At 69.2% G+C, this 25,924-nt stretch carries 27 protein-coding genes; 9 read left to right on the top strand and 18 right to left on the bottom strand.

What is annotated here, in order from left to right:
- Positions 1-166 precede the first annotated feature (166 nt).
- The 3 genes from cofD to SCNU_RS00900 are packed head-to-tail and all read left to right on the top strand — an operon-like array spanning position 167 to position 3,083.
- Positions 167-1,171 carry a 2-phospho-L-lactate transferase gene (cofD, locus tag SCNU_RS00910; protein WP_009677460.1) on the top strand — a complete coding sequence of 335 codons (1,005 nt, stop codon included), beginning with the start codon at positions 167-169 and terminating at the stop codon, positions 1,169-1,171.
- Entirely contained in the window at positions 1,168-2,511 is a 1,344-nt protein-coding gene (locus SCNU_RS00905) for a coenzyme F420-0:L-glutamate ligase (RefSeq protein ID WP_009677459.1), read from the top strand. Before cofD ends, SCNU_RS00905 begins: the two co-directional genes overlap by 4 nt.
- A complete protein-coding gene (locus SCNU_RS00900; RefSeq protein WP_009677458.1) occupies positions 2,508-3,083 on the top strand; it encodes an NUDIX hydrolase in 576 nt (191 codons plus the stop codon). The genes SCNU_RS00905 and SCNU_RS00900 overlap by 4 nt, the downstream gene beginning before the upstream one ends.
- A 12-nt stretch (positions 3,084-3,095) precedes the next feature.
- On the opposite strand, the gene glgC is transcribed toward SCNU_RS00900, so the two are convergent.
- The 11 genes from glgC to SCNU_RS00850 form a co-directional block, all read right to left on the bottom strand.
- Positions 3,096-4,313 (bottom strand): glucose-1-phosphate adenylyltransferase, encoded by a 1,218-nt coding sequence (gene glgC / locus SCNU_RS00895; RefSeq protein WP_009677457.1) that lies wholly within the window; start codon positions 4,311-4,313, stop codon positions 3,096-3,098.
- 58 nt (positions 4,314-4,371) lie between these two features.
- Complete coding sequence (locus SCNU_RS00890) at positions 4,372-5,181, bottom strand: putative RNA methyltransferase (protein WP_337998778.1); 810 nt, start codon at positions 5,179-5,181, stop codon at positions 4,372-4,374.
- 41 nt (positions 5,182-5,222) lie between these two features.
- On the bottom strand, positions 5,223-5,390 hold the full coding sequence (locus SCNU_RS20100) for a DUF3117 domain-containing protein (protein ID WP_006895853.1): 168 nt from the start codon (positions 5,388-5,390) through the stop codon (positions 5,223-5,225).
- A 163-nt stretch (positions 5,391-5,553) separates the two neighbouring features.
- Positions 5,554-5,919, bottom strand: coding sequence for a DivIVA domain-containing protein (locus SCNU_RS00885; RefSeq protein WP_040517296.1), 366 nt, complete (start codon positions 5,917-5,919; stop codon positions 5,554-5,556).
- Positions 5,920-5,924: 5 nt separating this feature from the next.
- The gene (locus SCNU_RS00880) at positions 5,925-6,917 is read right to left on the bottom strand and encodes a glucosyl-3-phosphoglycerate synthase (RefSeq protein WP_009677453.1); all 993 of its coding nucleotides are present in this window, start codon (positions 6,915-6,917) and stop codon (positions 5,925-5,927) included.
- Positions 6,914-7,726, bottom strand: a complete 813-nt coding sequence (gene folP / locus SCNU_RS00875; RefSeq protein ID WP_238526277.1) for a dihydropteroate synthase — start codon at positions 7,724-7,726, stop codon at positions 6,914-6,916. Before folP ends, SCNU_RS00880 begins: the two co-directional genes overlap by 4 nt.
- Before the next feature lie 125 nt (positions 7,727-7,851).
- On the bottom strand, positions 7,852-9,624 hold the full coding sequence (locus tag SCNU_RS00870; RefSeq protein WP_009677451.1) for a long-chain-acyl-CoA synthetase: 1,773 nt from the start codon (positions 9,622-9,624) through the stop codon (positions 7,852-7,854).
- A 41-nt stretch (positions 9,625-9,665) separates the two neighbouring features.
- A complete protein-coding gene (locus SCNU_RS00865; protein WP_009677450.1) occupies positions 9,666-10,202 on the bottom strand; it encodes an LOG family protein in 537 nt (178 codons plus the stop codon).
- On the bottom strand, positions 10,199-11,026 hold the full coding sequence (locus SCNU_RS00860; RefSeq protein WP_009677449.1) for an LOG family protein: 828 nt from the start codon (positions 11,024-11,026) through the stop codon (positions 10,199-10,201). The genes SCNU_RS00865 and SCNU_RS00860 overlap by 4 nt, the downstream gene beginning before the upstream one ends.
- Before the next feature lie 53 nt (positions 11,027-11,079).
- Entirely contained in the window at positions 11,080-11,559 is a 480-nt protein-coding gene (locus tag SCNU_RS00855; protein WP_009677448.1) for a hypothetical protein, read from the bottom strand.
- Complete coding sequence (locus SCNU_RS00850; RefSeq protein ID WP_009677447.1) at positions 11,546-11,917, bottom strand: DUF2568 domain-containing protein; 372 nt, start codon at positions 11,915-11,917, stop codon at positions 11,546-11,548. The genes SCNU_RS00855 and SCNU_RS00850 overlap by 14 nt, the downstream gene beginning before the upstream one ends.
- Before the next feature lie 130 nt (positions 11,918-12,047).
- Here SCNU_RS00850 and SCNU_RS00845 point away from each other — a divergent pair, with 130 nt between their 5' ends.
- Positions 12,048-12,749: a TetR/AcrR family transcriptional regulator gene (locus SCNU_RS00845; protein ID WP_009677446.1), complete on the top strand. Its 702-nt coding sequence runs from the start codon at positions 12,048-12,050 to the stop codon at positions 12,747-12,749.
- An 18-nt stretch (positions 12,750-12,767) separates the two neighbouring features.
- Here SCNU_RS00845 and dapE read toward each other — a convergent pair whose 3' ends face one another.
- On the bottom strand, positions 12,768-13,874 hold the full coding sequence (gene dapE, locus SCNU_RS00840; protein WP_009677445.1) for a succinyl-diaminopimelate desuccinylase: 1,107 nt from the start codon (positions 13,872-13,874) through the stop codon (positions 12,768-12,770).
- A 73-nt stretch (positions 13,875-13,947) separates the two neighbouring features.
- Here dapE and dapD point away from each other — a divergent pair, with 73 nt between their 5' ends.
- Both dapD and SCNU_RS00830 read left to right on the top strand, forming a co-directional pair.
- The gene (dapD, locus tag SCNU_RS00835; RefSeq protein ID WP_083812518.1) at positions 13,948-14,913 is read left to right on the top strand and encodes a 2,3,4,5-tetrahydropyridine-2,6-dicarboxylate N-succinyltransferase; all 966 of its coding nucleotides are present in this window, start codon (positions 13,948-13,950) and stop codon (positions 14,911-14,913) included.
- 135 nt (positions 14,914-15,048) lie between these two features.
- On the top strand, positions 15,049-15,858 hold the full coding sequence (locus SCNU_RS00830) for an endonuclease domain-containing protein (RefSeq protein WP_040517295.1): 810 nt from the start codon (positions 15,049-15,051) through the stop codon (positions 15,856-15,858).
- A gap of 60 nt (positions 15,859-15,918) precedes the next feature.
- On the opposite strand, the gene dapC is transcribed toward SCNU_RS00830, so the two are convergent.
- Together dapC and fdxA are read right to left on the bottom strand one after the other, a co-directional pair.
- A complete protein-coding gene (dapC, locus tag SCNU_RS00825) occupies positions 15,919-17,010 on the bottom strand; it encodes a succinyldiaminopimelate transaminase (RefSeq protein ID WP_009677442.1) in 1,092 nt (363 codons plus the stop codon).
- A 64-nt stretch (positions 17,011-17,074) separates the two neighbouring features.
- Positions 17,075-17,401: a ferredoxin gene (gene fdxA, locus SCNU_RS00820; protein ID WP_009677441.1), complete on the bottom strand. Its 327-nt coding sequence runs from the start codon at positions 17,399-17,401 to the stop codon at positions 17,075-17,077.
- A 304-nt stretch (positions 17,402-17,705) separates the two neighbouring features.
- Between fdxA and SCNU_RS00815 the strand changes: the two genes are divergently transcribed.
- The 3 genes from SCNU_RS00815 (at position 17,706) to SCNU_RS00810 (ending at position 20,043) form a co-directional block, all read left to right on the top strand.
- Complete coding sequence (locus SCNU_RS00815) at positions 17,706-19,346, top strand: FAD-dependent oxidoreductase (protein WP_009677440.1); 1,641 nt, start codon at positions 17,706-17,708, stop codon at positions 19,344-19,346.
- Positions 19,347-19,372: 26 nt separating this feature from the next.
- Entirely contained in the window at positions 19,373-19,531 is a 159-nt protein-coding gene (locus tag SCNU_RS20495; protein ID WP_009677439.1) for a hypothetical protein, read from the top strand.
- A gap of 125 nt (positions 19,532-19,656) precedes the next feature.
- A complete protein-coding gene (locus SCNU_RS00810; RefSeq protein ID WP_009677438.1) occupies positions 19,657-20,043 on the top strand; it encodes a DUF4189 domain-containing protein in 387 nt (128 codons plus the stop codon).
- A 78-nt stretch (positions 20,044-20,121) separates the two neighbouring features.
- Here SCNU_RS00810 and SCNU_RS00805 read toward each other — a convergent pair whose 3' ends face one another.
- The 4 genes from SCNU_RS00805 to SCNU_RS00790 form a co-directional block, all read right to left on the bottom strand.
- Complete coding sequence (locus SCNU_RS00805) at positions 20,122-22,689, bottom strand: bifunctional FO biosynthesis protein CofGH (RefSeq protein ID WP_139025690.1); 2,568 nt, start codon at positions 22,687-22,689, stop codon at positions 20,122-20,124.
- A gap of 70 nt (positions 22,690-22,759) precedes the next feature.
- Entirely contained in the window at positions 22,760-23,119 is a 360-nt protein-coding gene (locus SCNU_RS00800) for a hypothetical protein (protein ID WP_009677436.1), read from the bottom strand.
- Positions 23,116-23,967, bottom strand: a complete 852-nt coding sequence (mshB, locus tag SCNU_RS00795; protein WP_040517395.1) for an N-acetyl-1-D-myo-inositol-2-amino-2-deoxy-alpha-D-glucopyranoside deacetylase — start codon at positions 23,965-23,967, stop codon at positions 23,116-23,118. Before mshB ends, SCNU_RS00800 begins: the two co-directional genes overlap by 4 nt.
- Before the next feature lie 8 nt (positions 23,968-23,975).
- Complete coding sequence (locus SCNU_RS00790; protein WP_009677434.1) at positions 23,976-25,883, bottom strand: ABC transporter family substrate-binding protein; 1,908 nt, start codon at positions 25,881-25,883, stop codon at positions 23,976-23,978.
- Positions 25,884-25,924: the final 41 nt, after the last annotated feature.

The following is a 25,924-nucleotide window of genomic DNA, read 5'->3' as shown; positions in this document are numbered from 1 at the left end:
GCTGGGCACTACCGCGGTCAAGCGGAAGGCGAAGATTCATTCTTATCATCGAGCGCCGGGAAAACCGCGTCTACCTCGTGAATGACATAGTCCTTCGGCGTGTCGCATGCACGCCTCGCAGCCGCCGCGCGCAGTGCTGCGCACCCGGTCATTAGAGTGGGTCTCTGTGAAGGTGACGGTACTCGTAGGCGGCGTCGGCGGCGCCCGTTTTCTCCAGGGCGCACGCGAACTGTTCGGGCGCACGGCGTTCCCCGCGCTCCCCGACGACCCGGAGTCGCCGAATACGGTGACGGCCGTGGTCAACGTGGGGGACGACGCGTGGATGCACGGCGTCCGGATCTGTCCGGACCTGGACACCTGCATGTACACTCTCGGCGGCGGCATCGACCCCGAGCGGGGCTGGGGCCACAAGAACGAGACGTGGAACGCCAAGGAGGAGCTCGCAGCCTACGGCGCCGACCCAGACTGGTTCGGACTGGGTGATCGCGACCTGGCGACCCACCTGATCCGCACGCAGATGCTCGAGGCCGGCTTCCCGCTGTCGGACGTGACCGCGGCGCTGAGCAAGCGATGGCAACCGGGCGTCCGGCTCCTTCCGGCCAGCGATCAGCGTCACGAGACCCACGTCGTCATCGACAAGCCCGGCGGCGAGGACGGTGAGCGCGTCGCGATCCACTTCCAGGAGTGGTGGGTGCGCTACCGGGCCCAGGTCCCGACACATGGTTTCGCTCAGGTCGGGCTCGACGAGGTCAAGCCGGGTCCCGGCGTGCTCGAAGCGATCGCCGACGCCGACGTCGTCCTGCTGGCGCCCAGCAACCCGGTGGTCAGCATCGGTGCGATCACCTCGGTCGCGGGCATCCGCGGCGCACTGCGGACCACGTCGGCGCCGATCGTCGGCATCAGCCCGGTGATCGATGACAAACCGCTGCGGGGCATGGCCGACGAATGCCTGTCGGTGATCGGCGTCGAGACCTCCGCGCAGGGCATCGCCGAGCACTTCGGTGCGCGCAGCGGCAACGGCATCCTCGACGGCTGGCTCATCGCCGAAGGCGACCACGCCGCCGTCGACGGCATCGCGATCGACTCCGCGCCCCTGCTGATGACCGATCCGGAAACCACCGCCGAGATGATCCGGGCGGCCTGCGCCCTGGTCGGGGTGCAGGTCCCGTGACCGCCGATCACCGCGCACCCGGCGGCCTGGAGATCCTGCCCGTCACCGGACTCGGCGAGTTCGGGCCCGACAGCGATCTCGCCGCCGATCTGATCGCCGCCGCACCGTGGATCCGGAACGACGACGTGCTCGTCGTGACCAGCAAGGTCTTCTCGAAGACCGAGGGCCGGATGGTCGACGCGCCCACCGACCCGGACGAGCGCGACGCGTTCCGCCGCAAGCTGATCGACACCGAGACCGTTCGGATCGTCGCACGCCGCAACCGCACCCTGATCACCGCCAATCGCAACGGCCTCGTGCAGGCGGCGGCAGGCGTCGACGGGTCCAACGTGCGGACCGATCAGATCGCGCTGCTCCCCCTCGACCCCGACGCCAGCGCGGCAGGTCTGCGCGCCCGACTCGCCGAGGAGTTCGGCCTCGACGTCGCCGTGATCGTCACCGACACGATGGGCCGTGCCTGGCGCACCGGACAGACCGACGTCGCGATCGGCGCGTCCGGCATCGCGGTCAGCCACGGCTACGACGGCGTCGACGACGGGTACGGCAACACGCTGCTCGTCACCGACATCGCCGTCGCCGACGAACTCGCCGCCGCCGCCGACCTCGTCAAGGGCAAGCTCGACGGCGTGCCCGTCGCGGTGGTCCGAGGTCTGACTCCGGTCGACGACGGCACCTCCGCCCGCGACCTGGTCCGCGACCTCGACGACGACATGTTCCGCCTCGGCGTCGAGGAGGCCGTCGACCTGGGCCGCCGCCAGGCACTGCTGACCCGGCGCTCGGTGCGCCGGTTCGCCGACGACCCGGTCGAGGAGGAGTTGATGCGCGCCGCCTTCGCCGAGGCGCTGACCGCGCCCGCACCGCACCACACGCATCCGATCCGATTCCTCTGGATCCGGGACGACCGCAGGCGACGGAGCCTCCTCGACGCGATGTCCGACGCCTGGCGCGCCGATCTGGCGGCCGACGACAAGAGCTCGGAGTCGATCGCCAAACGCGTGCGGCGCGGACAGATCCTGTACGACGCGCCCGAACTGGTGATCCCGATACTGACCGGCGACGGCATGCACGACTACCCCGACGCGCGGCGGAACACCTGCGAGAACACGATGTTCACCGTCGCGGGCGGTGCCGCAGTGTCCGGGCTGCTGGTCGCGCTGTCCGTCCGCGGGATCGGCAGCTGCTGGGTCGGTTCGACGATCTTCGCCGCCGACGTCGTGCGACGGGAGCTGGATCTGGCCGCCGACTGGCAGCCGCTCGGGGCGGTGGCCGTCGGGCATCCGGCCGAGCCCATGGAGCTTCGGTCTCGGCCGGACACCGACGGGCTGGTGATCGAACTGTGAGCCCTCTGCACAGCGCGGCCGTCGAGTCTCTGACCGGGTGGTCCGCCCCCGACGCCCACCAGGACTCGATGCGGCACGCCTACCTGGCATTCCTGGCCGCCACCGATATCGCATGTGAACGTGCTTGTGCCGCAGGACATCTCACTGCTTCGGTGATCGTGTTCAACGCCGAACTCACACACGTGCTGCTGACCCTGCACCCGCGCGTGGGCAAATGGATCCAGCTCGGCGGCCACTGCGAGCCGGAGGACGCGGACCTGGCGTCGGCAGCACTGCGGGAGGGACTCGAGGAGTCGGGTCTGCCGTCATTGACGATGTCCACTGAGCCGGTGCAACTGCACACGCACCCGATCACGTGTTCGCTCGGTGTCCCGACACGTCATCTCGACGTGCGGTTCGCCGCCGTCGCCGATCGTGCGCCCGACGGCTCGCTGCCCACGATCGAGCGGAGCGACGAGTCGGTCGATCTCGCCTGGTGGCCGATCGCCGACCTCCCCGCCGAGATCGACGCCGAATCGGTGCCCGGACTGGTCACGCTCGGCCTCGCCGCGCTACGTCCGACCGTCTCCTGAGCCGCTCGACGCTCAGCCGACGACGGTGTTCTTGCCCACCGTGACGATGCCGCCCGGCGACACCACGAAGCGCTCACGGTCGTGCTCGAGGTCGACGCCGAGCTGCCCCCCGTCCGCGATCCGCACGTTCTTGTCGAGGATCGCGTTGCGGACCACCGCGTTCTTGCCGATCCGGACACCGGGCATCAGCACGCTGCCCTGCACCACCGCACCCTCGTCGACGTAGACGTTGTTCGACAGCACCGACCCGTGGACGGTCGCACCGGCGACGATCGTCCCCGCGCCGACCACCGAGTCGTTCGCCGAGCCGCCTCGGACGAACTTGGCGGGCGGGAGATGGCTGGTCTCACCGCGGATCGGCCAGCGCGTGTTGTACAGGTTGAAGACCGGATTCTCGGACACCAGGTCCATGTGCGCGTCGTAGAAGGAGTCGAGCGTCCCGACGTCGCGCCAGTAGCCGCGATCGCGGTCGGTCTGGCCGGGCACGACGTTGTCGTCGAAGTCGTAGACGTACGCCTCGCCGCGCGCCACGAAGGCCGGGATGATGTCGCCACCCATGTCGTGGTCCGAGTCGCCGTCGGCCGCATCTGTCTTCAGCATGTCGACGAGCGCGTCGGCGGTGAAGACGTAGTTGCCCATCGACGCGAACGTGACGTCGGGGTCGTCCGGCGTGCCGGGCGGGTCGGCGGGCTTCTCGACGAACTCGGTGATCTTGCCCGCGCCGTCGGAGTCGATGCAGCCGAGCGCGTGCGCCTCCGAGCGCGGCACCCTGATGCCCGCCACGGTCACCGCGGCACCCGTCGCGATGTGCGATTCGACCATCTGCGCGGGATCCATGCGGTACACGTGATCGGCGCCGAAGACGACGATGTAGTCGGGTTCCTCGTCGTCGATGAGGTTCATCGACTGGTATATCGCGTCAGCGCTGCCGGTGTACCAGCGCGGCCCGAGACGCTGCTGCGCGGGCACCGGCGTGATGAACTCTCCGTGGAACCCGGACGACCACCAGGTCTGGGAGATGTGCCGATCGAGCGAGTGCGACTTGTACTGGGTCAGCACGCAGATCCGCTCGTACCCGCCGTTCACCAGATTCGACAGCACGAAGTCGATCAGCCGGTAGGAGCCGCCGAACGGCACTGCGGGCTTGGCCCGGTCCACGGTCAGCGGAAAGAGCCGCTTTCCCTCACCGCCGGCGAGGACGATTCCGAGAACATGCGGTTGTGATCTCACCGATCAAACATATCCGGCCGTCGCGGGCCCGACCACCCGGCATCGCCGAACGAGACGCTCAGCGTCGTCGCGCGACCGTGATCGTGACGTCCAGAGTGGCGGTGACGGCGGCTCGGCCTGCGAGTTCCGCGGCCGCCGCGGCGAGTTCGTCGCGGGTGCGATGGAAGGCGGCGGGCCCCATCGCGGCGACATCGATCAGTGCCGACTCGTCGAACCGCACGGTCGTCCGCACTCGGCGTTCGGAGATCTCGGCGAAGTCCGCGGCCAGTTCACGCGCGAGCCGCCCGGACTTGCCGTCGCCGACGGTCAGCATGTGCATCGGTCCGACGATCTCCGCGAGATGGCCGGGTTCGGGGGTGACGATGACCCATCGGCCGCCCTCGGTGAGCGCGCGTGCCGATTCGGCGACGTTGCGCGGTGCGAAGACCGACAGGACGGTGTCCACACCGCCGGTCAGCACCGGCAGACCGGCCCACAGGTCGGCCACCACGGACAGCACTCGCGGATGCCGCTTGGCGGCACTGCGCGCGCAGAACTTGGACAGGTCGAGGCCGATGCCGACGGCGTCGTCGCCCGCCGACGACAGCGCTGCGGCCAGGTACCGGCCGGGGCCGCCGCCCGCGTCGAGAATGCTCCCCGATGACGTGCAGGCCGCGGCCACGGCGTCGACGATCGGGTCGTAGAGACCGGCGTCGAAGATCCGGTTGCGGGCCGCGACCATCTCCGCGGTGTCGGAGCGGTGAACCGTGCCCTTGCCGGTGAGAAGTGAGACATAGCCCTGACGGGCGATGTCGAAGGAGTGCCCGGCGGCGCATCGCAGCGATGCGCCGACCGGGACCAGTCCGTCCGAGCAGACCGGACAGGACAGACGTCCAGTCGCGGCGTTCCACCGCGAACCGCCTCGATCGGTCAGGCGGTGACCTCGCGCAGAGCCTCGCCCAGCGCCGACGCCTCTTCGTCGTTCAGTTCGACGACGAGTCGACCGCCGCCGTCGATCGGGATCCGGACGACGATCCCACGCCCTTCCTTGACCGCTTCGAGCGGACCGTCCCCCATACGTGGCTTCATCGCCGCCATGTGTCGTGCTCCCTTCACGTGGATTTCACGATGTTCGGTCCCATGATACTTGGCGCACACCTGTCCACTCCGGGCAGTCCGACCTCGGGTCGTTGTGACCGCCCCCACCTGCGTTGGGGCCGCCCGGTGCGGGATCGCGAGCGAGGCGATTCCGGCAATCCGTCTATCGTTGCTCGTCGCGGCGCTTTTTCGGATCGATCACCGGGATCGGACCGGTGTTCGCGGCGGCCGCATCGAGATCGTCGCGGGCCTGGAGGTCGTGCACGACCGCCCGCAGCTCGTCGATCTCGCGAGCCAGCTTCTCGAGCGCCCAGTCGACCTCGGACGCCTTGTACCCGCGGAAGCTCTGCTGGAACAGGATCGTCCGGACGTCGTCGCCGGTGATCCCGGCCCGCGGCAGCCTGGTCAGCGTGGTGCCCTTCTGGACGGGCGGCAGTTCCTCGCCTCGCCCGAACACGAACCACACCACCGCGAAGATCAGCGCGACCAGCACGGCCACGCCCATCACATAGAGCCCGATAGTCACCACGATGTTCAGGGTAGCGACAGTTTGAGCTCGCGGATCGGCGGCCGCTCACCGTGCTGGAGTTCCGTGGTCCGCGGCGTGAAGCCGCCGTCGGGTTCGGGGACGAACTGCGTGAGGCCGACTCCGGAGTCGGCGATACCGCACCGTTCGAGCAGGGTCGCCACGATCTGCCTGCTCATCACCGACAGTTCGTGGAGCGGCCGGTTGCGGTGGCTCCGCACACCGAGGTTGACCTGCGCGATCCCCGAGATGCCGTACCTGTCGTAGGTGTCGATCAGCAGCCCGATCTCCACGCCGTACCCGGGCGCGAAGGGCACCGAGGCGAGCAGTTCGCGCGTACCCGCGTACTCGCCGCCGAGCGGCTGACACACCTCGCCGAGTTCGGGCTTGAGCGCGGTCAGCAGCGGCCGCGCGAGCAGCTCGGTGACTCGGCCGCCGCCTCCCGGCTGCTGGGTGTCACCGGTCCGCAGCGGGCGGCGGTAGTAGCCCTTGACGAGGTGGATGTCGGGGTCGGCCAGCAACGGGCCGATCATCTTCGGCACGAACATCGGGTCCGGCTCGATCAAGTCGGAGTCGACGAACGCGATCACGTCGCCGATGGTCGCCGCGATCGACCGCCACAGCGCCTCTCCCTTGCCCGGCACCGGCGGCAGTCCGGGGATCGCCTCCTCGCGGGTCACCACTCGCGCTCCGGCGGCACGCGCGCGCTCGGCGGTCCGGTCGGTACTGCCCGAATCCAGCACGATCAACTCGTCGACGAGCGTCCCCAGCAGCGGCGCGATCGTCGCGATCACGCCCCCGACGGTGTCCTCCTCATCCAGCGCGGGGAGCACCACGGACACCGTCCGTCCGTTCTTGGCGGCGACCAGCTCGGCGATCGACCACTCCGGGTGATCCCAGGTGCTCGGCGAGCGCAGCGACGGTCCGTCGGGGCGCTCCGACCAGTGCGCCTCGCCCGCGCCGCGGTCGACCCAGGGTGCGTTCTCGTGCCCGGGGTTCATGCCAGGCCTCGCACGGTGCGCGCAGGTGGCCGGGTGCCGATGATCGACGCGACCATGTCGACCACCCGCCGCGTGTCCGCGACCTCGTGGACCCGGAACATCCGGGCGCCCTGGGCCGCCGCCAGCGCCGTCGCCGCGAGCGTGCCGGCCACCCGGTCGTCGAGATCGGCGTTCAGCGTCTCACCGATGAAGTCCTTGTTGCTCAGCGCCATCAACACCGGCCAGCCGGTGTCGACGAGTCGGTCGAGATGGCGGAGCAGCGCGAGCCCGTGATGGGTGTTCTTCCCGAAGTCGTGCGTCGGGTCGATCAGAATCCCGTCCTCCCTGACGCCGGCGTCACGTGCTCGCTGTGCCGCACCGGAGACTTCGGCCACCACGTCCGCGACCACGTCGTCATAAGCCACGCGGTGCGGTCGGGTCCGGACCCGGGCGCCTCCGGTGTGCGAACAGACGATCCCCGCGCCGGCGGCCGCGGCCACCGACACCAGTGCCGGATCGACGCCGGCCCAGGTGTCGTTGATCATGTCGGCGCCCGCCTCGCACGCTTCGGCGGCCACCTCCGCACGCCACGTGTCGACGCTGATCAGCACGTCGGGGTGCGTGCGCCGGATCCACGCGATCATCGGCACCACGCGTTGCGCCTCCGTCGCCGCGTCGACCTCCGCGCCCGGACCGGCCTTCACGCCGCCGACGTCGATCATGTCCGCACCCTGCGCGACGACCTCGTCGATGCGCGCCTTGGCGGCGTCGTCGGAGAAGGTGGATCCCCTGTCGTAGAACGAATCCGGGGTGCGGTTGACGATCGCCATGACCAGCGCGCGGTCGGTGGCGACGGGCCGGCCGCAGAGGGTCGCGGCCGGACGGGCAGTGCTCACGCTGTCAGCCTACGGGGCGCAAGCGGCGAGCCGTCCGCCGGACCCGGAGCGGCTCCACCTCAGCGCGGGGCCTTGGCCGCCGCGACGTCGGCCGGGTAGCCGTCGTAGAACGGGACGTAGCCGTCGGCCTTGCCCTTGAGCACCCAGACGGTGTCGTCCCCGAGGTCGGTGTACGACTCGTTGCGCAGCTCCACCTTGCGGTTCTTGAAGGTCGAGGTGGTCTCGATCTCGGGGACGAATCGGACGAACAGCGGCACGGCGTACGCCGGAAGCGCGTCGTAGAGTTCGTCGGCCAGTTCCTTGGGGTCCAAGTCCGCGCCGTCGCTCAACTGCACGGCGACCATGCCGGCCCGCCCGTCGCAGCCCGGCACCTCCACGCCGTATGCGACCGTCTGCTGGACGGCGGCCAGGCCGTCGACGGCGCCCTCCACCTCGGTGGTCGCCACGTTCTCGCCCTTCCAGCGGAAGGTGTCGCCGAGCCGGTCGACGAATGCGATGTGCGAGAAACCCAGCTCCCGGACCAGGTCGCCGGAGTTGAAGTACGCGTCGCCGCGCTTGAACGCGTCGCGGATGATCTTCTTCTCGGTGTCGCTCGACTCGGTGTAGCCGTCCACCGGGACGCGTTCGCTGATCTCAGCGATCAGCAGTCCCGGCTCGCCCTTGGGCACCTTGCGCAGACGTCCGGCCGCGTCGCGCTTGGCGGTTCCATCATCGTTGTACTCCACCACGCGGAAGGGCAGCGGGCAGAATCCGGCGGTGCGCTTCACGTCGAAGGCGTTGACGAAGGCCAGGTTCAGCTCGCTGGCACCGTAGAACTCCACCACGCGATCGATGCCGAAGCGCTCTGTGAACTCGTCCCAGATCTCCGGACGCAGACCGTTGCCGACCACGACGCGCACCGAGTGACGACGGTCGGTCGGCTTGGCCGGCTGCGCGAGCAGGTAGCGGCAGAGTTCGCCGATGTAGCAGAACGCGGTCGCACGGTTGAGGATGACGTCGTCCCAGAATCGCGACGCCGAGAACTGCTTGCTGATCGCGATGCAGGCCCCCGCCGCCAGCACCGCGCCGAGCGACACCGACAGCGCGTTGTTGTGATACAGCGGCAACGAGACGTACATGGTGTCCGACGAACGCAGGCGCACCGCGAGGCCGCCGATCCCGTCGTAGTTGGCGAGCCAGCGGTTGTGACTCATCACGCTCGCCTTGGGCAGTCCGGTGGTTCCCGAGGTGAAGATGTAGAACGCAGTGGTCGACGCGGGCAGGTCCTTGGTGACCGCGGGATCGACGTCCGGCTTGCCCGCGGCCTCGTCGTTCAGCGCGTCGAAGTCGAGGACGTTCTCCGGCAGCCGCTCGGAACTGATCGATGCGAAGGCGTCGGCGCACTCGGGGTCGTACACGAGCGCCTTGCCATCGAGCAGCTTCATGCTGTGATCGATGACCTCACCGTGCTGGTTGTAGTTCAGCATGCCCGCGACAGCGCCGAGTTTGAGTGCCGCGAGGATGACCATCAGGTCGGTGGGGCTGTTCTTGGCGAGGATGCCGACGACGTCGCCGGTTCCGACACCGCGCCCGGCGAGGACGGCCGCGTAGCGGTTCACCTGCCGGTTGACCTCACCGTAGGTCAGCGACTCCCCCTGCCAGCGGATGAACGGGCGGTCAGGGTGGTCGGCGGCCAGTTTGGCGAAGATCTGCCCGATGGTGCGCTTCGCGGTCGGCGGGCGGACGATCATGCCCGGTACGTGCGTCGCCATCGACGGCAGATCGGGCACCATCTTGGCCACTCCCCGCACGATGTCGGTGATGCCGACCTTGTTCGGAACGCTCGTGCTCATCGACTGCCTCACTCCTCGCCCTACGTGTGAACGCCGCAACCTTACCGGGTGGTCAGATAGCTGATGCTGTCACCCACGGTTGCACATACCTTCAGCTTGCCGAGCGCCCGGTCGGCGACGAATCCACGCGCCGCCAGATCGTCGAGCCAGCCGATGAGCGGGTCGTAGAACCCCTCGTGGTTGAGCAGGACGATGGGCTTGTCGTGCACCCCGAGATATGCGCCCGTCCAAGTCTCGAAGAGCTCCTCGAACGTCCCGATGCCGCCGGGAAGCGTGATGAACCCGTCTGACAGCTCATCCATGAGTCGCTTCCGCTCGCGCATGGTGTCGGTGACGATGAGTTCGTCGGCGTCCAGGTCGGCGACCTCCTTGGCCATCAGGTGCTCCGGGATGATGCCGATGGTCCGACCGCCCGCCTCGCGTGCGCCGCGGGCGAGGCTGCCCATCATCGAGACGTTTCCGCCGCCGGAGACGAGCGTGTGTCCCGCGGCGGCGATCGCCTCACCAGTCCGGGCCGCCAGCGCGAGGTACGCGGAGTCCACGGGGCCCGACGCGCAGTACACGCAGATCGCGCTCATGACCGAGCCGCCCGGACGATGATCTCCACGGCCTCAGCGGGAGTGTCCACCACCTGGAGCAGATCGACGTCGCCCGGCGAGACCTTGCCCTCCGCCTCGAGGGTGCCGCGGAGCCAGTCCACCAGCGGCCCCCAGAACTCCGCACCGATCAGCACGATCGGGAACCGCAGCACCTTCTTGGTCTGTACCAGGGTCAACGCCTCGAACAGCTCGTCGAGCGTCCCGAACCCGCCGGGCAGACACACGAACGCCTGCGCGTACTTGACGAACATCGTCTTGCGGACGAAGAAGTACCGGAAGTTCATACTCAGGGTCAGCCACGGATTGGAGTGCTGCTCGAACGGCAGCTCGATGTTGAGCCCGATCGACTCCGCACCCGCCTCGTACGCGCCTCGGTTGGTCGCCTCCATGGCGCCCGGTCCGCCCCCGGTGATCACGGCGAATCCCTCGTGTCCGAGGAGTCTGCCCAGTTCTCGCGCGATCTCGTACTCCGGCGTACCGGGCCGTACACGCGCCGAACCGAAGACGGTGACCGCCTCTGCCACGTTCTCGAGCGCGTCGAATCCCGAGACGAACTCGGATTGGATGCGCTGCACCCGCCAGGAGTCGCGGATCATCCGCTGCTCGGATCGTCGCGGATCGCGAGGGTCGATCCACTCGAGCAGCAGCCGGTCGGACGGAACGACCTCAGTTCCCTCCTCCACCCGGACCTGCGCCGCACCGACGTTGCGGACGCAGCCGTCGGTCGGGTCCGGGGTGCCGGATCGCCACGTGGGCACTTGCGAGTCGGGGTCGGTCGCATCGGGTGCGGGGCCGTCATTCATGTCGCGACACTAGCAACCACCCCCGACGATCGCCCGATCCGACGGCCGACGGGTCAGTCGGCGGCGGAGGGAACCAGTTCGAACACCGGAAATCTCGATGCCGCGCCGGCGAGCTCGGCGTCCGACGACTCCGCGGTGAGTCCGTCGACGAAGGCCTTGACCTGCCATCCCCACCGCCGCAGGTACTCGCGGATCAACTCGGGCTTGACGCCGTCGGCCAGTTCGGTGAGCTCCACGGCCTCGGTGCGACGGCCGCGCCGGAGGGTCGCCTCGCCACTCACCCGGACGTTTCGCACCCACTGGGTGTCTCCACGCGGAGACAGCAGATAGCGGTGCCCGGCCCACTCCAGAACGTTGACCGGCCTGGTCGTGATGCGGCCGGACGTCCGGCCGGACACCGAGAGTTCGTGGCACCCGCGCGGAGCGGCGCCGAGCCGGACCAGGCCGCCGACGGCGGCGTTCGAGACGGTGAGCAGGCGGCCGCCGGGCCGGTCCGCATCGTTGCGGTCATCCGCTTTGTCACGCTGGGACATCGAAACCTCCATAGGTGCTGTACGGCGGCAGAACCGCCGCGATGTTGACGACGAGTGCGAGAACCGCGAAAGCCGCGGCGAGGTCCGGCCGATGAGCCACCTGCCACAGCACGACGGCGGCGGCAGCGAAGAGCGCGACCTTCACCACGGCCTTGACGAGTCCGATGTCGAAGGTGGCCGCCGGTGCGGCGAACAGCGCCCACACGAGAGCCACCGCGATCACCGCGCCCGCGGCTGCCGGCCAGCCGAAGAGACCCCGGCCCGCCAGGACCAGGCCCGCATATCCGAGGACGCCGACCATCGCCAGTTCCAGGACGAACATCACTGCCGCGAGGGTCCACACGTAGATCGCAGTCATCCCTCCTCCTCCGATTCGAGAACACCGTTCTCGATTCACTGACGACGATAGGCGTCGATCGCACGAAAATCAAGAACACTGTTCTCGATTAATGGATAAGCCCGCCCAGACGTGCGACGATGTGACGGATATGAGCGACGACAACCAGGCGACCGGACCGCGCGCACGCAATCGCGCGGCGGTGGAGAGCAGACTGCGGACGGTCGGACATCGGCACCTCGCCGAACACGGCGCGGCCGGGCTGTCACTGCGCGCCGTCGCACGCGATATGGAGATCACCCCGTCGGCGCTGTACCGGTATGTGCGCGACCGCGACGCCCTGTTGACCCTGCTGATCGTCGACGCGTACACCGACCTCGCCGACTCGATCGACGCCGCAGTCGCCCGGCATCGGAGCGGCCGGACCCGTTTCACGGCGTTCGCCGGGGCGCTGCGGGACTGGGCGCTCGCGAACCCGAGCGAGTACGCCCTGCTCTACGGTTCCCCCGTACCCGGCTACCGGGCGCCGCGAGAGCAGACCAACCCGGCGGGCGAACGTCCGCTGATCGCGCTCGCGTCGATCCTCACCGACGCCGGTTCAGCACCCGACGTGGCAGGCACCGATCCGCGTGTCCAGTCGGCGGCGGCTCGGGCCCTCGGCCTGCTCTCAGATGATCCGGCGGTCCCGGCGGGCGCCGACGCTGCGGTTCTCGCGCGCGGGATCGCTGTCTGGAACCTGCTGCTGGGGTCGATCACCAGCGAACTCTTCGAACAGCTGGGACCCGTCACCGACGACCCCGCGACGCTGTACGCCGGGGTCGTCGACCTGGGCGCCGCACTGCTGTTCGGATAGCGACAGCGCCCCGACGGATCACTGCCCCGACAGATAGGCCCGCAGCATCTCCGTGACCTCGGTGATCTGCTCGACCGGCACCCGCTCGTCGACGCGGTGTGCCAGACTCGGGTCGCCCGGGCCCAGGTTGACCGCGGGAATGCCGAGTGCGGCGAAGCGGGAGACGTCCGTCCAGCCGTACTTGGCGCGGAACCGTCCGTCCGCCGCGGCGACGAGTTTCGCGGCGGCCGGATGGGCGAGACCTGGAAGCGCACCGGCGGCGGAGTCGGTGACCTCGGCGGTCAGCGTGCCGTCGGCGAGGTCGGCGGCGAACACCTCGCGGACGTGGTCGAAGGCCTGTTCCGGTGAGCGGTCGGGGGCGAAGCGGAAGTTCACGTCGACGTACGCCTCGTCGGGAATCACATTTCCCGCGACGCCACCGTGCACGCCGACTGCCGAGAGTCCCTCGCGGTACTCGCAGCCGTCGATGTCGACGCGCCGCGGCCGGTAGTCGCCGAGAGCGGTCAGCATCCGTCCGAGCTTGTGAATCGCGTTGTCCCCCATCCAGGCCCGAGCTGAGTGCGCACGGGTACCGGTCGCGGTGAACCGGACGCGCAGCGTGCCCTGGCAGCCCGCCTCGATCTGGCCGGCGGTCGGCTCACCCAGGATCGCGACGTCGCCGGCCAGCCAGTCCGGCAGTTCCCGCTCGATCGTGCCGAGTCCGTTGAACTCCGCGGCGATCTCCTCGCAGTCGTAGAAGATCAGCGTCAGGTCGTGGGCGGGGTCGGCGAGCGTCGCCGCCAGATGCAGGAACACCGCGTCGCCCGACTTCATGTCGACGGTTCCACAGCCGTGCAGCACGTCGCCCTCGTCATCGGTGAGGGTGCGGCGCGACGGGACGTTGTCGACGATCGGCACGGTGTCGAGGTGGCCGGCGAGAATCACCCGGCTGGGCTTGCCGCGGTCCGTGCGTGCGAGCACGCAGTTGCCGTGGCGGATCACCTCGAAACCGGAGGTCTGCGTCCGCAGGGCATGCTCGACGGCGTCGGCGATGAGCGACTCGTCCCGGCTCACGCTCGGAATGTCGACGAGGGCGGCGGTCAGTTCGATCGGGTCTGAGGTCAGGTCGAGGCTCGGAGTGCTCACAGTCGTCCATCGTAGGAGGAACCCGTGCGCTCCGGCATCGGCCTCGTCACAGGCTGTCGATAGAATCGAACGCGTGACTACTCAAGGTGCTGTTGCCATTGGAATCGCCACCGTGTGGGAGAACGACGGCTCGACCGTCGTGCTCGACACCTGGTACCCGTCCCCCGAATTGAGCTCGGCGCCCGGCGCGACGGGTTCCACCGAGCTGACCGGTGACGACATCCCCGCCGACCTCCGCCCTCTCGTGGGTGAGGACGGCGCGCGCGGCGTCCGCACCGTCGCCGTCCGCACGGTCATCGCCGACCTCTCCGTCGCGCCGGTCGATGCGCACGATGTGTACCTGCGCCTGCACCTGCTGTCCCACTGCCTGATCCAGCCGCACGGCGCGAACCTGGACGGCCAGTTCGGCCTGCTGAGCAACGTCGTGTGGACCAACTTCGGCCCGTGCGCCGTCGACGGTTTCGAGACCACCCGGGCCCGGCTCCGCGCCCGCGGGCAGGTCACCGTGTACTCGATCGACAAGTTCCCCCGCATGGTCGACTACGTGACCCCGAAGGGCGTCCGCATCGGCGACGCCGACCGTGTGCGCCTGGGCGCGCACCTGTCGCCGGGCACCACCGTGATGCACGAGGGCTTCGTGAACTTCAACGCCGGAACTCTCGGCACCTCGATGGTCGAGGGTCGCATCTCGGCGGGCGTCGTGGTCGGCGACGGCTCCGACATCGGTGGCGGCGCGTCCACCATGGGCACCCTCTCCGGCGGCGGCAAGGAGATCATCACCATCGGCCGGCGCTGCCTCCTCGGCGCCAACGCCGGCTGCGGCATCCCCCTCGGCGACGACTGCGTGATCGAAGCCGGCCTCTACATCACCGCGGGCACCAAGGTGACCGGCCCCGACGGCTCCGTCGTCAAGGCCCGCGACCTCGCCGGACAGTCGAACCTGCTGTTCCGGCGCAACAGCACCACCGGCGCGGTCGAGGTGACCGCCAAGGAAGGCGACGGCATCGCCCTCAACGAGGCGCTGCACGCACACAACTGAGGCCCTTCTCGTATTTGAATCCCCGATTCGGGCGCAAACGCCGCGTTCGGCCAAGTTGACCCCCGAATCGGGGATTCAAATACGGGAAACTCCGAAACCGGACCGATCGGGACTCCCCTATAGCACCATCCCCTCATGGACTCGGGGGTGTTCAGGCGGGGGAAACTGCTGGAATCGATGTCGCGCGCGCAACTCGACGTCGAGCTCAGAGAAGGCAGGCTCCGGCGACTACGACACGGATGGCTCGCCGATCCAGCCGCTGATCCGGAGGTCGTGCGGGCCGTGGCCTCCGGAGGGGTGGTGACCTGCACGTCGGCGCTGAAGCGGCACGGCGTGTGGGTGCCGCCCACGCCGAAGCTGCACATGAGGGGCTCGACGTCGTCCGTCCGCGATCACCCGAGCTGGTGCCGTCTCCACGGCCGGCCGCCGAAGGTCACCGGTGCGGTCGACGATCTGCCGACGGCATTGCGGCACGCGGCTCGATGCCTGCCGACGGAGGACTTCGTGGTGATCTGCGATTCGATCCTCAACCGCCGCCTGCTCTCCCCGTCCGGACTGGAGGCCGAGTTGGGCGGAGCGCCGCGTTCGGTGCAGCAGGCTCTGTCGCTCGTCGACGGACAAGCCGAATCGGGTACGGAAACACTTGTCCGACTGCGGCTTCGCGCACCTCACCTGCACATTCGGACGCAAGTCGCCATCCCGGAGGTCGGACGGGTGGACCTCGTGGTCGGCACGTCGATGATCGTTGAGGTGGACGGATACGAGTACCACGCCGATCCCGATCAGTTCGAGAAGGACCGACTCCGCGACCTACGGGCGCGGGCGCTCGGCTACGACCCGATCCGGCTCACCTATCGGCAGGTGATCTACCAATGGGACCGGGTGGGCCCGCTGCTCATCGAACTGATCCGCCGCGGCGTCCACCGTCGACCATTGATCGCGTAAATGAATCCCCGATCGGCCCGATTTCGTCGATTCTCGCGAAGTAAGAGTCGTATAGGGGATTCAAATACGAACGAGGCGCTCGACGGCGGCGTCGATGCGTTCGTCGGTACCGGTCAGCGCGATGCGGACGTGCCGAGCTCCGGCGGGGCCGTAGAAGTCGCCCGGAGCCACGAGGATGCCGCGCTCGGCGAGCCACCGCTGTGTGGTGCGCGAGTCCTCGCCGCGCGTCGCCCAGAGGTACAGGCCGGCTTCGGAGTGGTCGATGGCGAATCCGGCTCCGAGCAGCGCGGTCCGCAGCTTGTCGCGACGGACTCGGTAACGCTCGCGCTGGACGTCGACGTGGGCATCGTCGTTCAGCGCGGCCACCGTCGCCCCCTGGATCGGGAACGGGACGATCATGCCCGCATGCTTGCGCACCGCGAGGAGTTCGGCGATCAGTTCGCGATCGCCCGCCAGGAAACCCGCCCGGTACGACGCCAGGTTCGACACCTTCGACAGCGAGTGCACCGCGATCAGCCCGCTGTGGTCTCCCCCGCAGACATCCGAGTGGAGGACGGAATGGGCCGAGCCCTCCCAGGTGAGGCCGAGGTAGCACTCGTCCGACACGACGACCGCGCCACGCTCGCGCGCCCAGTCGACGATGACCTTGAGCTCTGCCGCACTCTGCACTCGCCCGGTGGGATTCGACGGGCTGTTCAGGTAGATCAGGGCCGGCTCACGGTCGCCGATCGCATCGACGGAGTCCGCGCGCAACACCTGCGCGCCGGCCAGCAGCGCGCCCACCTCGTACGTCGGGTAGGCGACCTCCGGAATCACCACGAGGTCGCCCGCGGGCACGCCGATCTGGGCCGGGAGCCCGGCGATCACCTCTTTGGTGCCTACCACCGGTAGGATCGACGACTCGTCGAGGCCGGTGATGCCGAAGCGGCGGCTCAGTGCGCCGACCGCAGACTCGCGGAGTTCGCGGGTCCCGACCGTCGCGGGATACCCCGGAAACTCCGACGACGCGGCGAGCGCCTTCCGGATCAGCGGATCCACCGGGTCGACGGGCGTACCCACCGACAGGTCGACGATTCCGCCGGGATGCGCCGCAGCCGCGGCCTTCGCGTCCGCGATGGTGTCCCACGGGAAGTCCGGCAGTCCGGAACTCACCGGGCGCAGGCGACGGGTCGGCGTGCTGCCGTTCGATGAACCGGGCGCAGAACTCACGGGTGGATCAGCCCTCTTCGCCCATCGGCGGCAGCGCCTTGATGAACGCCGGGTCGAATGCGGTCTTGCCGACCTTGCTGGCGCCGCCGGGCGAGCCGAGCTCCTCGAAGAAGTCGACGTTGGCGCTCACATACGGCTCCCACTCGTCCGGCACGTCGTCTTCGTAGAAGATGGCCTCCACCGGACAGACCGGCTCGCACGCGCCACAGTCGACGCACTCGTCGGGCTGGATGTAGAGCATGCGCCCGCCCTCGTAGATGCAATCGACGGGGCACTCTTCAACACAGGCCCGGTCGAGGACATCGACGCAGGGCTCAGCGATGATGTACGTCACTACGCTTCTCCTTCACTGCACAGTTCCCACTCCGCACTCAGGGCTGATGAGCGCAGAGGAACCATATCGACTCTAAGAGTATCCACTGTCGGACTCCACCTCCGACCGTCGCCCCCGGGCACGGACACGTCGATCGGCGCGACCTGCGGATAATTTTGCGCACCCTGAGATAAATCGGCGACCAGCACTGACCGGGCAACGGCACCACCCAGCGCCCTGTGACCGTTCACACGTCGAGTTCCCATACCCCCTGGGGTATGGTCGAATATACCCCCTGGGGTAATTGAACGAGAGGGAGAACCACATGAGGATTCTGGTCGTCGGCGGTGTCGCCGGAGGGATGAGCGCAGCGGCACGGGCGCGCCGCCTCGACGAGGACGCGGAGATCGTCGTCTTCGAACGGGGCGAGCATCCGTCGTTCGCCAACTGCGGGCTGCCGTACTACGTCAGTGGCGAGATCACCGAGCAGGAGTCTCTGCTGGTGCAGACGCCCGAGTCGCTGAGAGCTGCGCTCGACATCGACGTCCGGATCCGCCACGAGGTGGTCGGACTCGATGCGCAGGCGCAGACCGTCGACGTCCGGCACGACGGCACGACCACCACCTGGCGGTACGACGCGCTGGTCCTCTCCCCCGGAGCCTCGGCGCTACGACCGCCGCTTCCCGGCCTCGACTCCCCGCGCGTCCAGACGCTCCGGACGGTCGGCGACGCCGCGCGCATGCGCGACGAGGTCGAGTCCGGCGCCACCCGCGCCGTGGTCCTCGGTGCCGGCTTCATCGGCCTGGAGGCGGCCGAGGGACTGCGCATGCGAGGCTTGGCGGTCGACGTCGTCGAACTGGCACCCCACGTCCTGCCGCCCCTGGAGACCGAGCAGGCCTCCCTGATCCAGGACGAGCTCCGCGCGATGGGCATCGGCCTGCACACCGGCGTCGCCGCGACGGCGATCGAGCCGGGCGACGACACCGACACCGTCGTCCTGGCGGACGGCACCCGGCTCACGGCCGACATCGTGGTCCTGTCGGTCGGCGTCCGCCCGGACACCGCGGTCTTCGAATCCGCGGGCGTCGCATGCGACCGCGGCGCGATGATCGTCGACGAGCACGGCCGCACCAACCTCGATCGCGTCTGGGCGGTCGGCGACGCGACCGTCAGCACCGACTCGGTCACCGGTCTGCGACGGCCCGTCGCCCTGGCCGGACCTGCCAACCGCGCCGGCCGGCTGGTCGCCGATCACATCATCGATCCGGAGTCGGCCCGCGCGATCCCGCAGCCGGTCGGCACCGCAATCGTCCGCATCGGAGCACTGACCGCTGCCATGACCGGCGCGAACCGCGCGGCCCTCGAACAGTCCGGAATCGACTACCGCACAGTGCATCTGCACCCCGGCAGCCACGCTGGCTACTTCCCCGGTGCCGAGCGGATCCACCTGCTCATGCACATCCGCGCCGATGACGGGCTGATCCTGGGCGCGCAGGCAGTCGGTGCCGACGGCGTCGACAAGCGCATCGACGTGCTCGCGACGGCCATCCGCAACCGGATGACCGGCCCCGACCTGATCGACCTGGACCTCGCATACGCACCGCCGTTCGGTTCGGCGAAGGACCCCGTGAACCTCGCCGGCATGGTCGCGGAGAACGTGGTGAACGGATCCCTGCAGCTCTGGTACGCGGACCAGTACGACGACCCTGCGCATCTGATTCTGGACGTGCGAGGAGCGGCCGAGCAGGACGACGACCCGGTGCCCGGAGCCCTCTGCATCCCGCACACCGAGGTCCGCGCGCGCATCGACGAGATCCGGGAAGCGGCCGCCGGACGAGGAGTCCGCGTTCTGTGCGCCAGTGGGATGCGCTCCTACCTCGCCTACCGCGTGCTGCGGGCCGCCGGTCTGAACGCGTCGAACCTCTCCGGCGGACTCCTGACCCTCCGGGCCCACCAGAATGCCTGACCCCACGCTCTCGAAGGAGACCACCCATGTGTCAACGCACCACCTGTAAGACCTGTGGAAAGACCACGTGGCGCGGCTGCGGCCGCCACGTCGACGACGTGATGCGCGGCGTGCCCGCATCGAAGCGCTGCCCGGGCCATCCCGACCGGCCCGGCCTGTTCAAGCAGTTGTTCGGCAAGGCGTAGCGCCGCGCCGTCACGCGTCCATCGCGTGAATGACAGCGGGAACTCCGGAGCGAACAGCGGACGTCGGGTCCGCTAAGTTCGATTCGTCGAGCCGACGTCCGTCGGCCCTTCCCGAGGGGGACCCCATGAAGCTGCCGCTGAAACTCGCCGTCGCCGGAGCGGTGCTCGCCACCGGTATGACCACCACCGCGGTGGTCGTGCCCGAGGCCGCGGCGGCGACGCCGTACTACGGCGCCATCGCCATCTCGCAGCGGACCGGTCGGGCCGCCGTCGTCGTGAACTACCACGACGGCGCCTCCGCGCAGCGTGCCGCCGCCCGCAAGTGCGGCGCCGGCGACTGCCGTTGGGTGGTGCGGATGTACAAGAACTGCGGAGCCGCCGCCCAGAACCCGCGCACCCGCCGCTGGGGTTGGGCCTACGCGCCGACACTCAACGGCGCCAAGGCGCGGGCGCGCAACGCCGCAGGCGGCGGTCGTTCCATCGTGTGGGGCTGCACGATCCGCCCGAACTGACCGGACCGACAGCTCAGCGGTGTTCGGTGTGACCATCTGGTGGTCACGCCGAACACCGCTGTCGTCGAATGACGGGCGCTACGCCAGTCCGACCCCGAGGAGCGGCGCGTCCACCCGGCCGTACTCGGTGGTGCGCTGGCGCGGATTGCGGTCGATGCCGGAGACGATCTCGTGCAGCTCGGCGACGGTCTTGGCCGAACCGTGCTGGCTGCCCGCCATCCGCGAGATGGTCTCCTCCATCAGCGTGCCGCCGAGGTCGTCGGCGCCGCCGCGCAACATCACCCGGGTGCCGTCGATGCCGAGCTTCACCCAGCTGGTCTGCACGTGGTCGATCCGACCGTGCAGCATCAGTCGCGCCAGCGCGTGCACTGCGCGGTTCTCCCGTCGCGTCGGCCCCGGTCGTGACGCTCCCGCAAGATAGAGCGGTGACGACTGGTGGACGAACGGCAGCGGCACGAACTCGGTGAAGCCGCCGGTCCGGTCCTGAATGCCGCGCAACGTGTTCAGGTGACCCACCCAATGCCGCGGCGAGTCGACGTGCCCGTACATCATCGTCGAACTCGACGGAATGCCCAGCTCGTGCGCGGTGGTGATCACCTCGATCCACGACGCGGTCGGCAGCTTGCCCTTCGTCAGAACCCAGCGCACCTCGTCGTCGAGGATCTCCGCGGCAGTACCGGGAATGGAACCGAGTCCGGCTTCCTTGAGCGCCGACAGCCAGTCGCGGATCGACTCGCCGCCGCGCGAGGCGCCGTTGACGATCTCCATCGGACTGAACGCGTGCACGTGCATGCCCGGCACGCGATCCTTGATCGCCCGGACCAGATCGGCGTACCCGCCGACGGGCAGTTCCGGATCGATGCCGCCCTGCATGCAGATCTCGGTGGCGCCCTCGACGTGCGCCTCCCAGGCGCGGTCGGCGACCTCGGAGGTCGACAGGGTGAACGCGTCCGCGTCACCCTTGCGCTGCGCGAACGCGCAGAACCGGCACCCGGTGTAGCAGATGTTGGTGAAGTTGATGTTCCGGTTCACCACGTAGGTGACGTCGTCGCCGACCACGTCGGCCCGGATCGAATCCGCCAGCGCCGCGAGCGCGTCGAGCCCCGGCCCGTCGGCTTCGGCGAGCGCGAGATAGTCATCGTCCGACAGTCCCGCCGGGTCGTTCTCCGCGCGCCGCAGGGCTGCCGCGACCTCGGATTCGAGATGCTCCGGCGCACCCGCCCCGCCCAGCTCCAGCACCTGCTCACGAATGGTGTCCCAGTCGCCGAAGGCGTTGTCGATGTCGCTGCGAGTGTCGGTGTTCCGACCCTCGACGTCGATCTCCGAGTTCAGGTCGACGCGGCCCGACGACGCCCAGTCGTCGTCCGGCTCCTGCCACGGCAGTCCGGACGGTGTGACGTCCGCGGCCAGCCCGGTGACCGGATCCGACAGCGCCGCGACATGGCGGGCGATACGCGGATCGATCCACGGATTGCCCGCCTTGACGTACTTGGGCTGGGCGGCGATCCGCTCGGTCAGCCGATAGCCGGTGGACGCGGTGATCTCGGCGAGCGTGTCGAGGTTCGGCCACGGTCGCTCGGGGTTCACGTGATCGGGCGTCAGCGGCGAGACGCCGCCCCAGTCGTCGACACCTGCCGCCACCAGCGCTCGGCATTCGTCGGCCGACACCAGGTTCGGCGGCGCCTGAATCCGCATCCCCGGTCCCAGCACCACCCGCGCGACGGCGACGGCCGCGATGAACTCCGACATCTCGGCGTCCGGGACCTTGCCCATCGCGGTATCGGGCTTGGCCCGGAAGTTCTGCACGATCACTTCCTGGATGTGACCGAATGCCTTGTGCGACTTCCGGATCGCGAAGATCGACTCGGCCCGTTCGGTGAGGTTCTCACCGATCCCGACGAGGATGCCGGTGGTGAACGGCACCGACAGACGACCTGCGTCGGTCAGCACCCGAAGCCGGACCTCGGGATCCTTGTCCGGGCTGCCGTAGTGGCACTCCCCCTTGTCGGTGAACAGTCGGCGAGCGGTGGTCTCGAGCATCATGCCCATCGACGGCGCCACCGGCTTGAGACGGTTGATCTCCTCCCAGCTCATCACGCCGGGGTTGAGGTGCGGCAGCAGGCCGGTCTCCTCGAGCACGCGGATCGCGGCGGCGCGCACGTAGTCGAGCGTCGAGTCGTACCCGCGCTCGTCGAGCCACGCGGCGGCCTCGGGCCACCGGTCCTCCGGACGGTCGCCGAGGGTGAACAGCGCCTCCTTGCAGCCGAGCTCCGCACCCCTGCGGGCGACGTCCAGGATCTCGTCGATCTCCATGAACGCGCCCTTGCCCTCACGGGCGAGCTTGCCGGGGACGGTGACGAAGGTGCAGTAGTGGCATCGATCGCGGCACAGGTGGGTGACCGGAATGAAGACCTTGCGGGAATAACTGATCTGCCCGCCGCGGCCGTCGGCGTCCAGGCCCGCATCGCGGACCCGGCCCGCCGCATCGCACAGCGCGTCGAGATCATCGCCTCTGGCCGCCAGCAGCACCGCGGCTTCGTCGACGTTGAGTACCGAACCGTCACGTACGCGGCGCAACGCGCGGCGCATGGCCGACGCCGACGGCGCCTGTCCCGCGCCCGTGGCACCGCTGGAAGATGTGGTCACTTCTCCGATGTTAACCACGTCGCATTCCGCGGGCGGTCGCGGCGGTCATCCAGCGGGACGACAGCCGTCGTCAGGACTGCGTCAGGTTCCGGATCCGGGCGGTCGACGCATAGAACGCGGGGAGGGCCAAACCGCAGGCCAGCAGCAGCAGAAGACGCCAGTCACCGATCAACGAGCCGTTGCCGAACACCGGCAGCATCGCCATCGCGGTGACGAAGGTCCACGCGATCAGCGGCGCGTACTGCCAGGCGCTCTTGGTGTACGTCTCGGCGATCTTGAGGATCAGGACGTTGACCACGCCGGCGATCAGCGCGGTGATCGGGAACGGGAACGAGCCGATGCGAACCAGCAGGAATGCCGCGGTGAGGATGCCGAGCAGAAAACCGCTGACGGTCAGCACACCGAGTTCCACGCGATCACCGATGCTCACAGCTGCACTCCCTCGAACAGATCCGTCTCGTAGCCGCCCTCGACGCGCCCCGCGTCGACCCGGATGAAGTGCTCGGTCGGCATCACCGGCGCGACGATGTCGTTGCTCAGCGCGTACTCGGTGCGCGACGGGGCGACGGTCACCTGGGTGGCGTGGGCGGCGAGCGCACGGACCTTGCGGTCCAGCACGCCGCTGACGTCGATCGCCGCGGTCACCTGCTCGTCCGGGTAGCTGGGCTGCTCGCCGGGTTCCGGCATCCGCCAGCCGGCAGGCACTTCGGAGACGCGGCCGAGCCCGCGCACGAGCTCCGACTCCTGGGTCACCGACTCGTAGACCTTGAACGCGCGCCCCAGCCGCTCCTCGGCGACCGGGATCGCCGCCATCGAGATCTCATGCACGCGCTTGTGGTCGGGATGCCCGTACGTGCCCGCCGCGTCGTAGGTGACGACCACCTGCGGCGCGAACTCGACGAGTTCGGCGGCCAGTGCCGCGGTCAGCTCGGCCGCGGGGGCCTGGAAGAGCGAACGCGGATTCTCCGCCGACGGCGTTCCGGCCATGCCGGAGTCCCGCCAGCGGCCCGCGCCGCCGAGGAAGCGGGGCGTCGGAGCGACGACACCGGGCGGGGTCAGCTCGGCGAGCGCGGCGCGAAGCTCGCCGATGCGGAAGCCGCCGAGCTGGTCCGCACCGCCGTCGGCCACCAGTTGCGCCCACTGCGAGCCGATCACCTCCCCCTCCTCGCCGAGCGTGAAGGTGATGACCCGGACGTCGACACCGCGCGAGAGGTATTCGGCGATGACGCCGCCGGTCATGATCGTCTCGTCGTCGGGATGGGCGTGCAGCAGCACCATCCGCGCGGTCACTGGAGCACCCAGCGATCGGCCCCGCCGAACACGCCCAGCTGCATCGGTCCGTCCAGCGACACCCCGACGATCCGGTCGGTGACGGCGGAGAACATCGTGTCCTGGAAGATCGGCAGGTACACCGCCTGGTCGGCCAGCAGCCCCTCGGCCTGCTGCAGATCCGCGGTCGGGTCCTCGGAGCTCATCGCCGAGTCGGAGAGGGCGATCAGCGCCGGATCGCACAGACCCGAGATGTTGCCGGTGTAGCTGTCGTCCGCGGAGACGTTCGCCTCCGGCTTCTCCGACGCGGTGGTCGTCGCCGCACCGGAGGGCGACGTCGGCAGCACCGTCTCGTCGGACGCCTTGTCCCGTTCCGGCTCGACCGTGTGCGCGCCGGCCTCGGTGCCCTTGGGCGGAGCCTGACAGGCCACCTGGGAGGCGAGTTCGGTGGCAGGACTGCCGCCGACGCCGGTCCAGCCGACCACCAGGTCGACGCGTCCGGAGGTGAGGGCCTGACCGTACAGCTCGGTGTTCGACATGCCGACCACGCTGGCGCGCACCCCGCGGGAACGGAGTTGGTCCGCCATGGTCTCAGCGGCCGACATGGTGCGCTGGTCGGTGTTCGTCGCACCGATGCGGACCACGAGGTCGTTGCCGTTCGACTGGATCGGGGCGACGCCGTAGGGCAGCCCGGGCACGTCCGCGGGCGCGGGCGCTGCCGGAGTCGTCGGCGTGGGGGTGTCGGATGCCGACGCCGACGGTGCCGCAGGGGCCGGCCGCGGGGTCGGGACTCCCGGCCGGTAGCCGGCCGAGGCGAGCATCGCGAGCACCGCGTCCTCCGACGGTCGTGCCCGGTCGACGGGCGTGTAGCCGGGATCCGACGGCGCGTAGACGGTGTTCGCGAACGGTGTCACGACGGTCTCGCCCGCGGCGGCGGCGGTGATCAACCTGCCGTCGAGCATGCCGAGAACGGCCTTGCGGACCTGCTGCGACCGCATCGTCTCCGACCGCGCGTTCACGTTGACCGCGAGTGCACGGGTGGTCGGCAGACGGCTGCTCACCACCCCCGGAATCGCCCCCAGCTCGGCCGCAGACGAGGCCCCGGTCGGCAGGGCGGCGAGCGTGGAGTCACCGTTGCGGATGGTCTGCGCCATCTGCTGGGGTGTACCCGCCTTGCGGAGCACCACCTGATCCACCTCCGGCGGCTTGCGCCAGTACCGATCGTTGCGGATCAGCCGGACCTCGTCACGGGCGCGGTCGATGGAGTAGATCGAGAACGGGCCGGCCGTGACCGGCTTGCCCTTGTCCATCCCGACCTGGAATCCCGTCGGGTCCGACCGCAGCGTGTGGCTGGGCAGCAGGTTATCGAACAGCTCCCGCCACGCCGGATACGCATTGTTGAACGTCACCGTCACGACCTTGCCGCCACCGGAGGTCTGGACGTCGGAGATCGCACGGTAGCCCGCCGGACCGATCACGTTCGGCTGCCGCGACATCTGCTCCCACAGATAGTGGAAGTCGTCGCCGGTCACCGGCAGGCCGTCGGACCACTGCGCGTCGTTCACGATCTTGTACTCGACCGTGAACGGGTCGTACGACGTGACCTCCGCCGAGACGAGGAGCGCGTCGTTCATCCGCCACTGCACGCCGTCGGGAGTGTTCACCGGGGCGAACGGACTGGGGAGGGTCATGGCGGCGATAGCCGTCGTGACGGTCCCCTGATCCGAGCCGAGGTGCGGATTGAATCCGGCGCCGATGGTGTCGGTGGCGACGGTGACCGTGCGCTCGTCCGGGTACTCGTTCGGCGTGTGCGTCGGCAACGTCTCGCGCACCGGTGGGGGCGGATCGGCCATGCACGCCGTGGCCGACAGGCCGACCACTCCCACCACGGCGATCGCGGTGATACGCGCCCGCACGGTCCTCATCCGCACTCCCTCTTACTCCTCCGGTCGGCGGTCCGGCTTCA

The organism is Gordonia neofelifaecis NRRL B-59395 (genome assembly GCF_000192435.1).
In the GTDB taxonomy this organism is placed as follows: domain Bacteria; phylum Actinomycetota; class Actinomycetes; order Mycobacteriales; family Mycobacteriaceae; genus Gordonia; species Gordonia neofelifaecis.
This window is presented reverse-complemented; position numbering and strand designations above follow the sequence as displayed.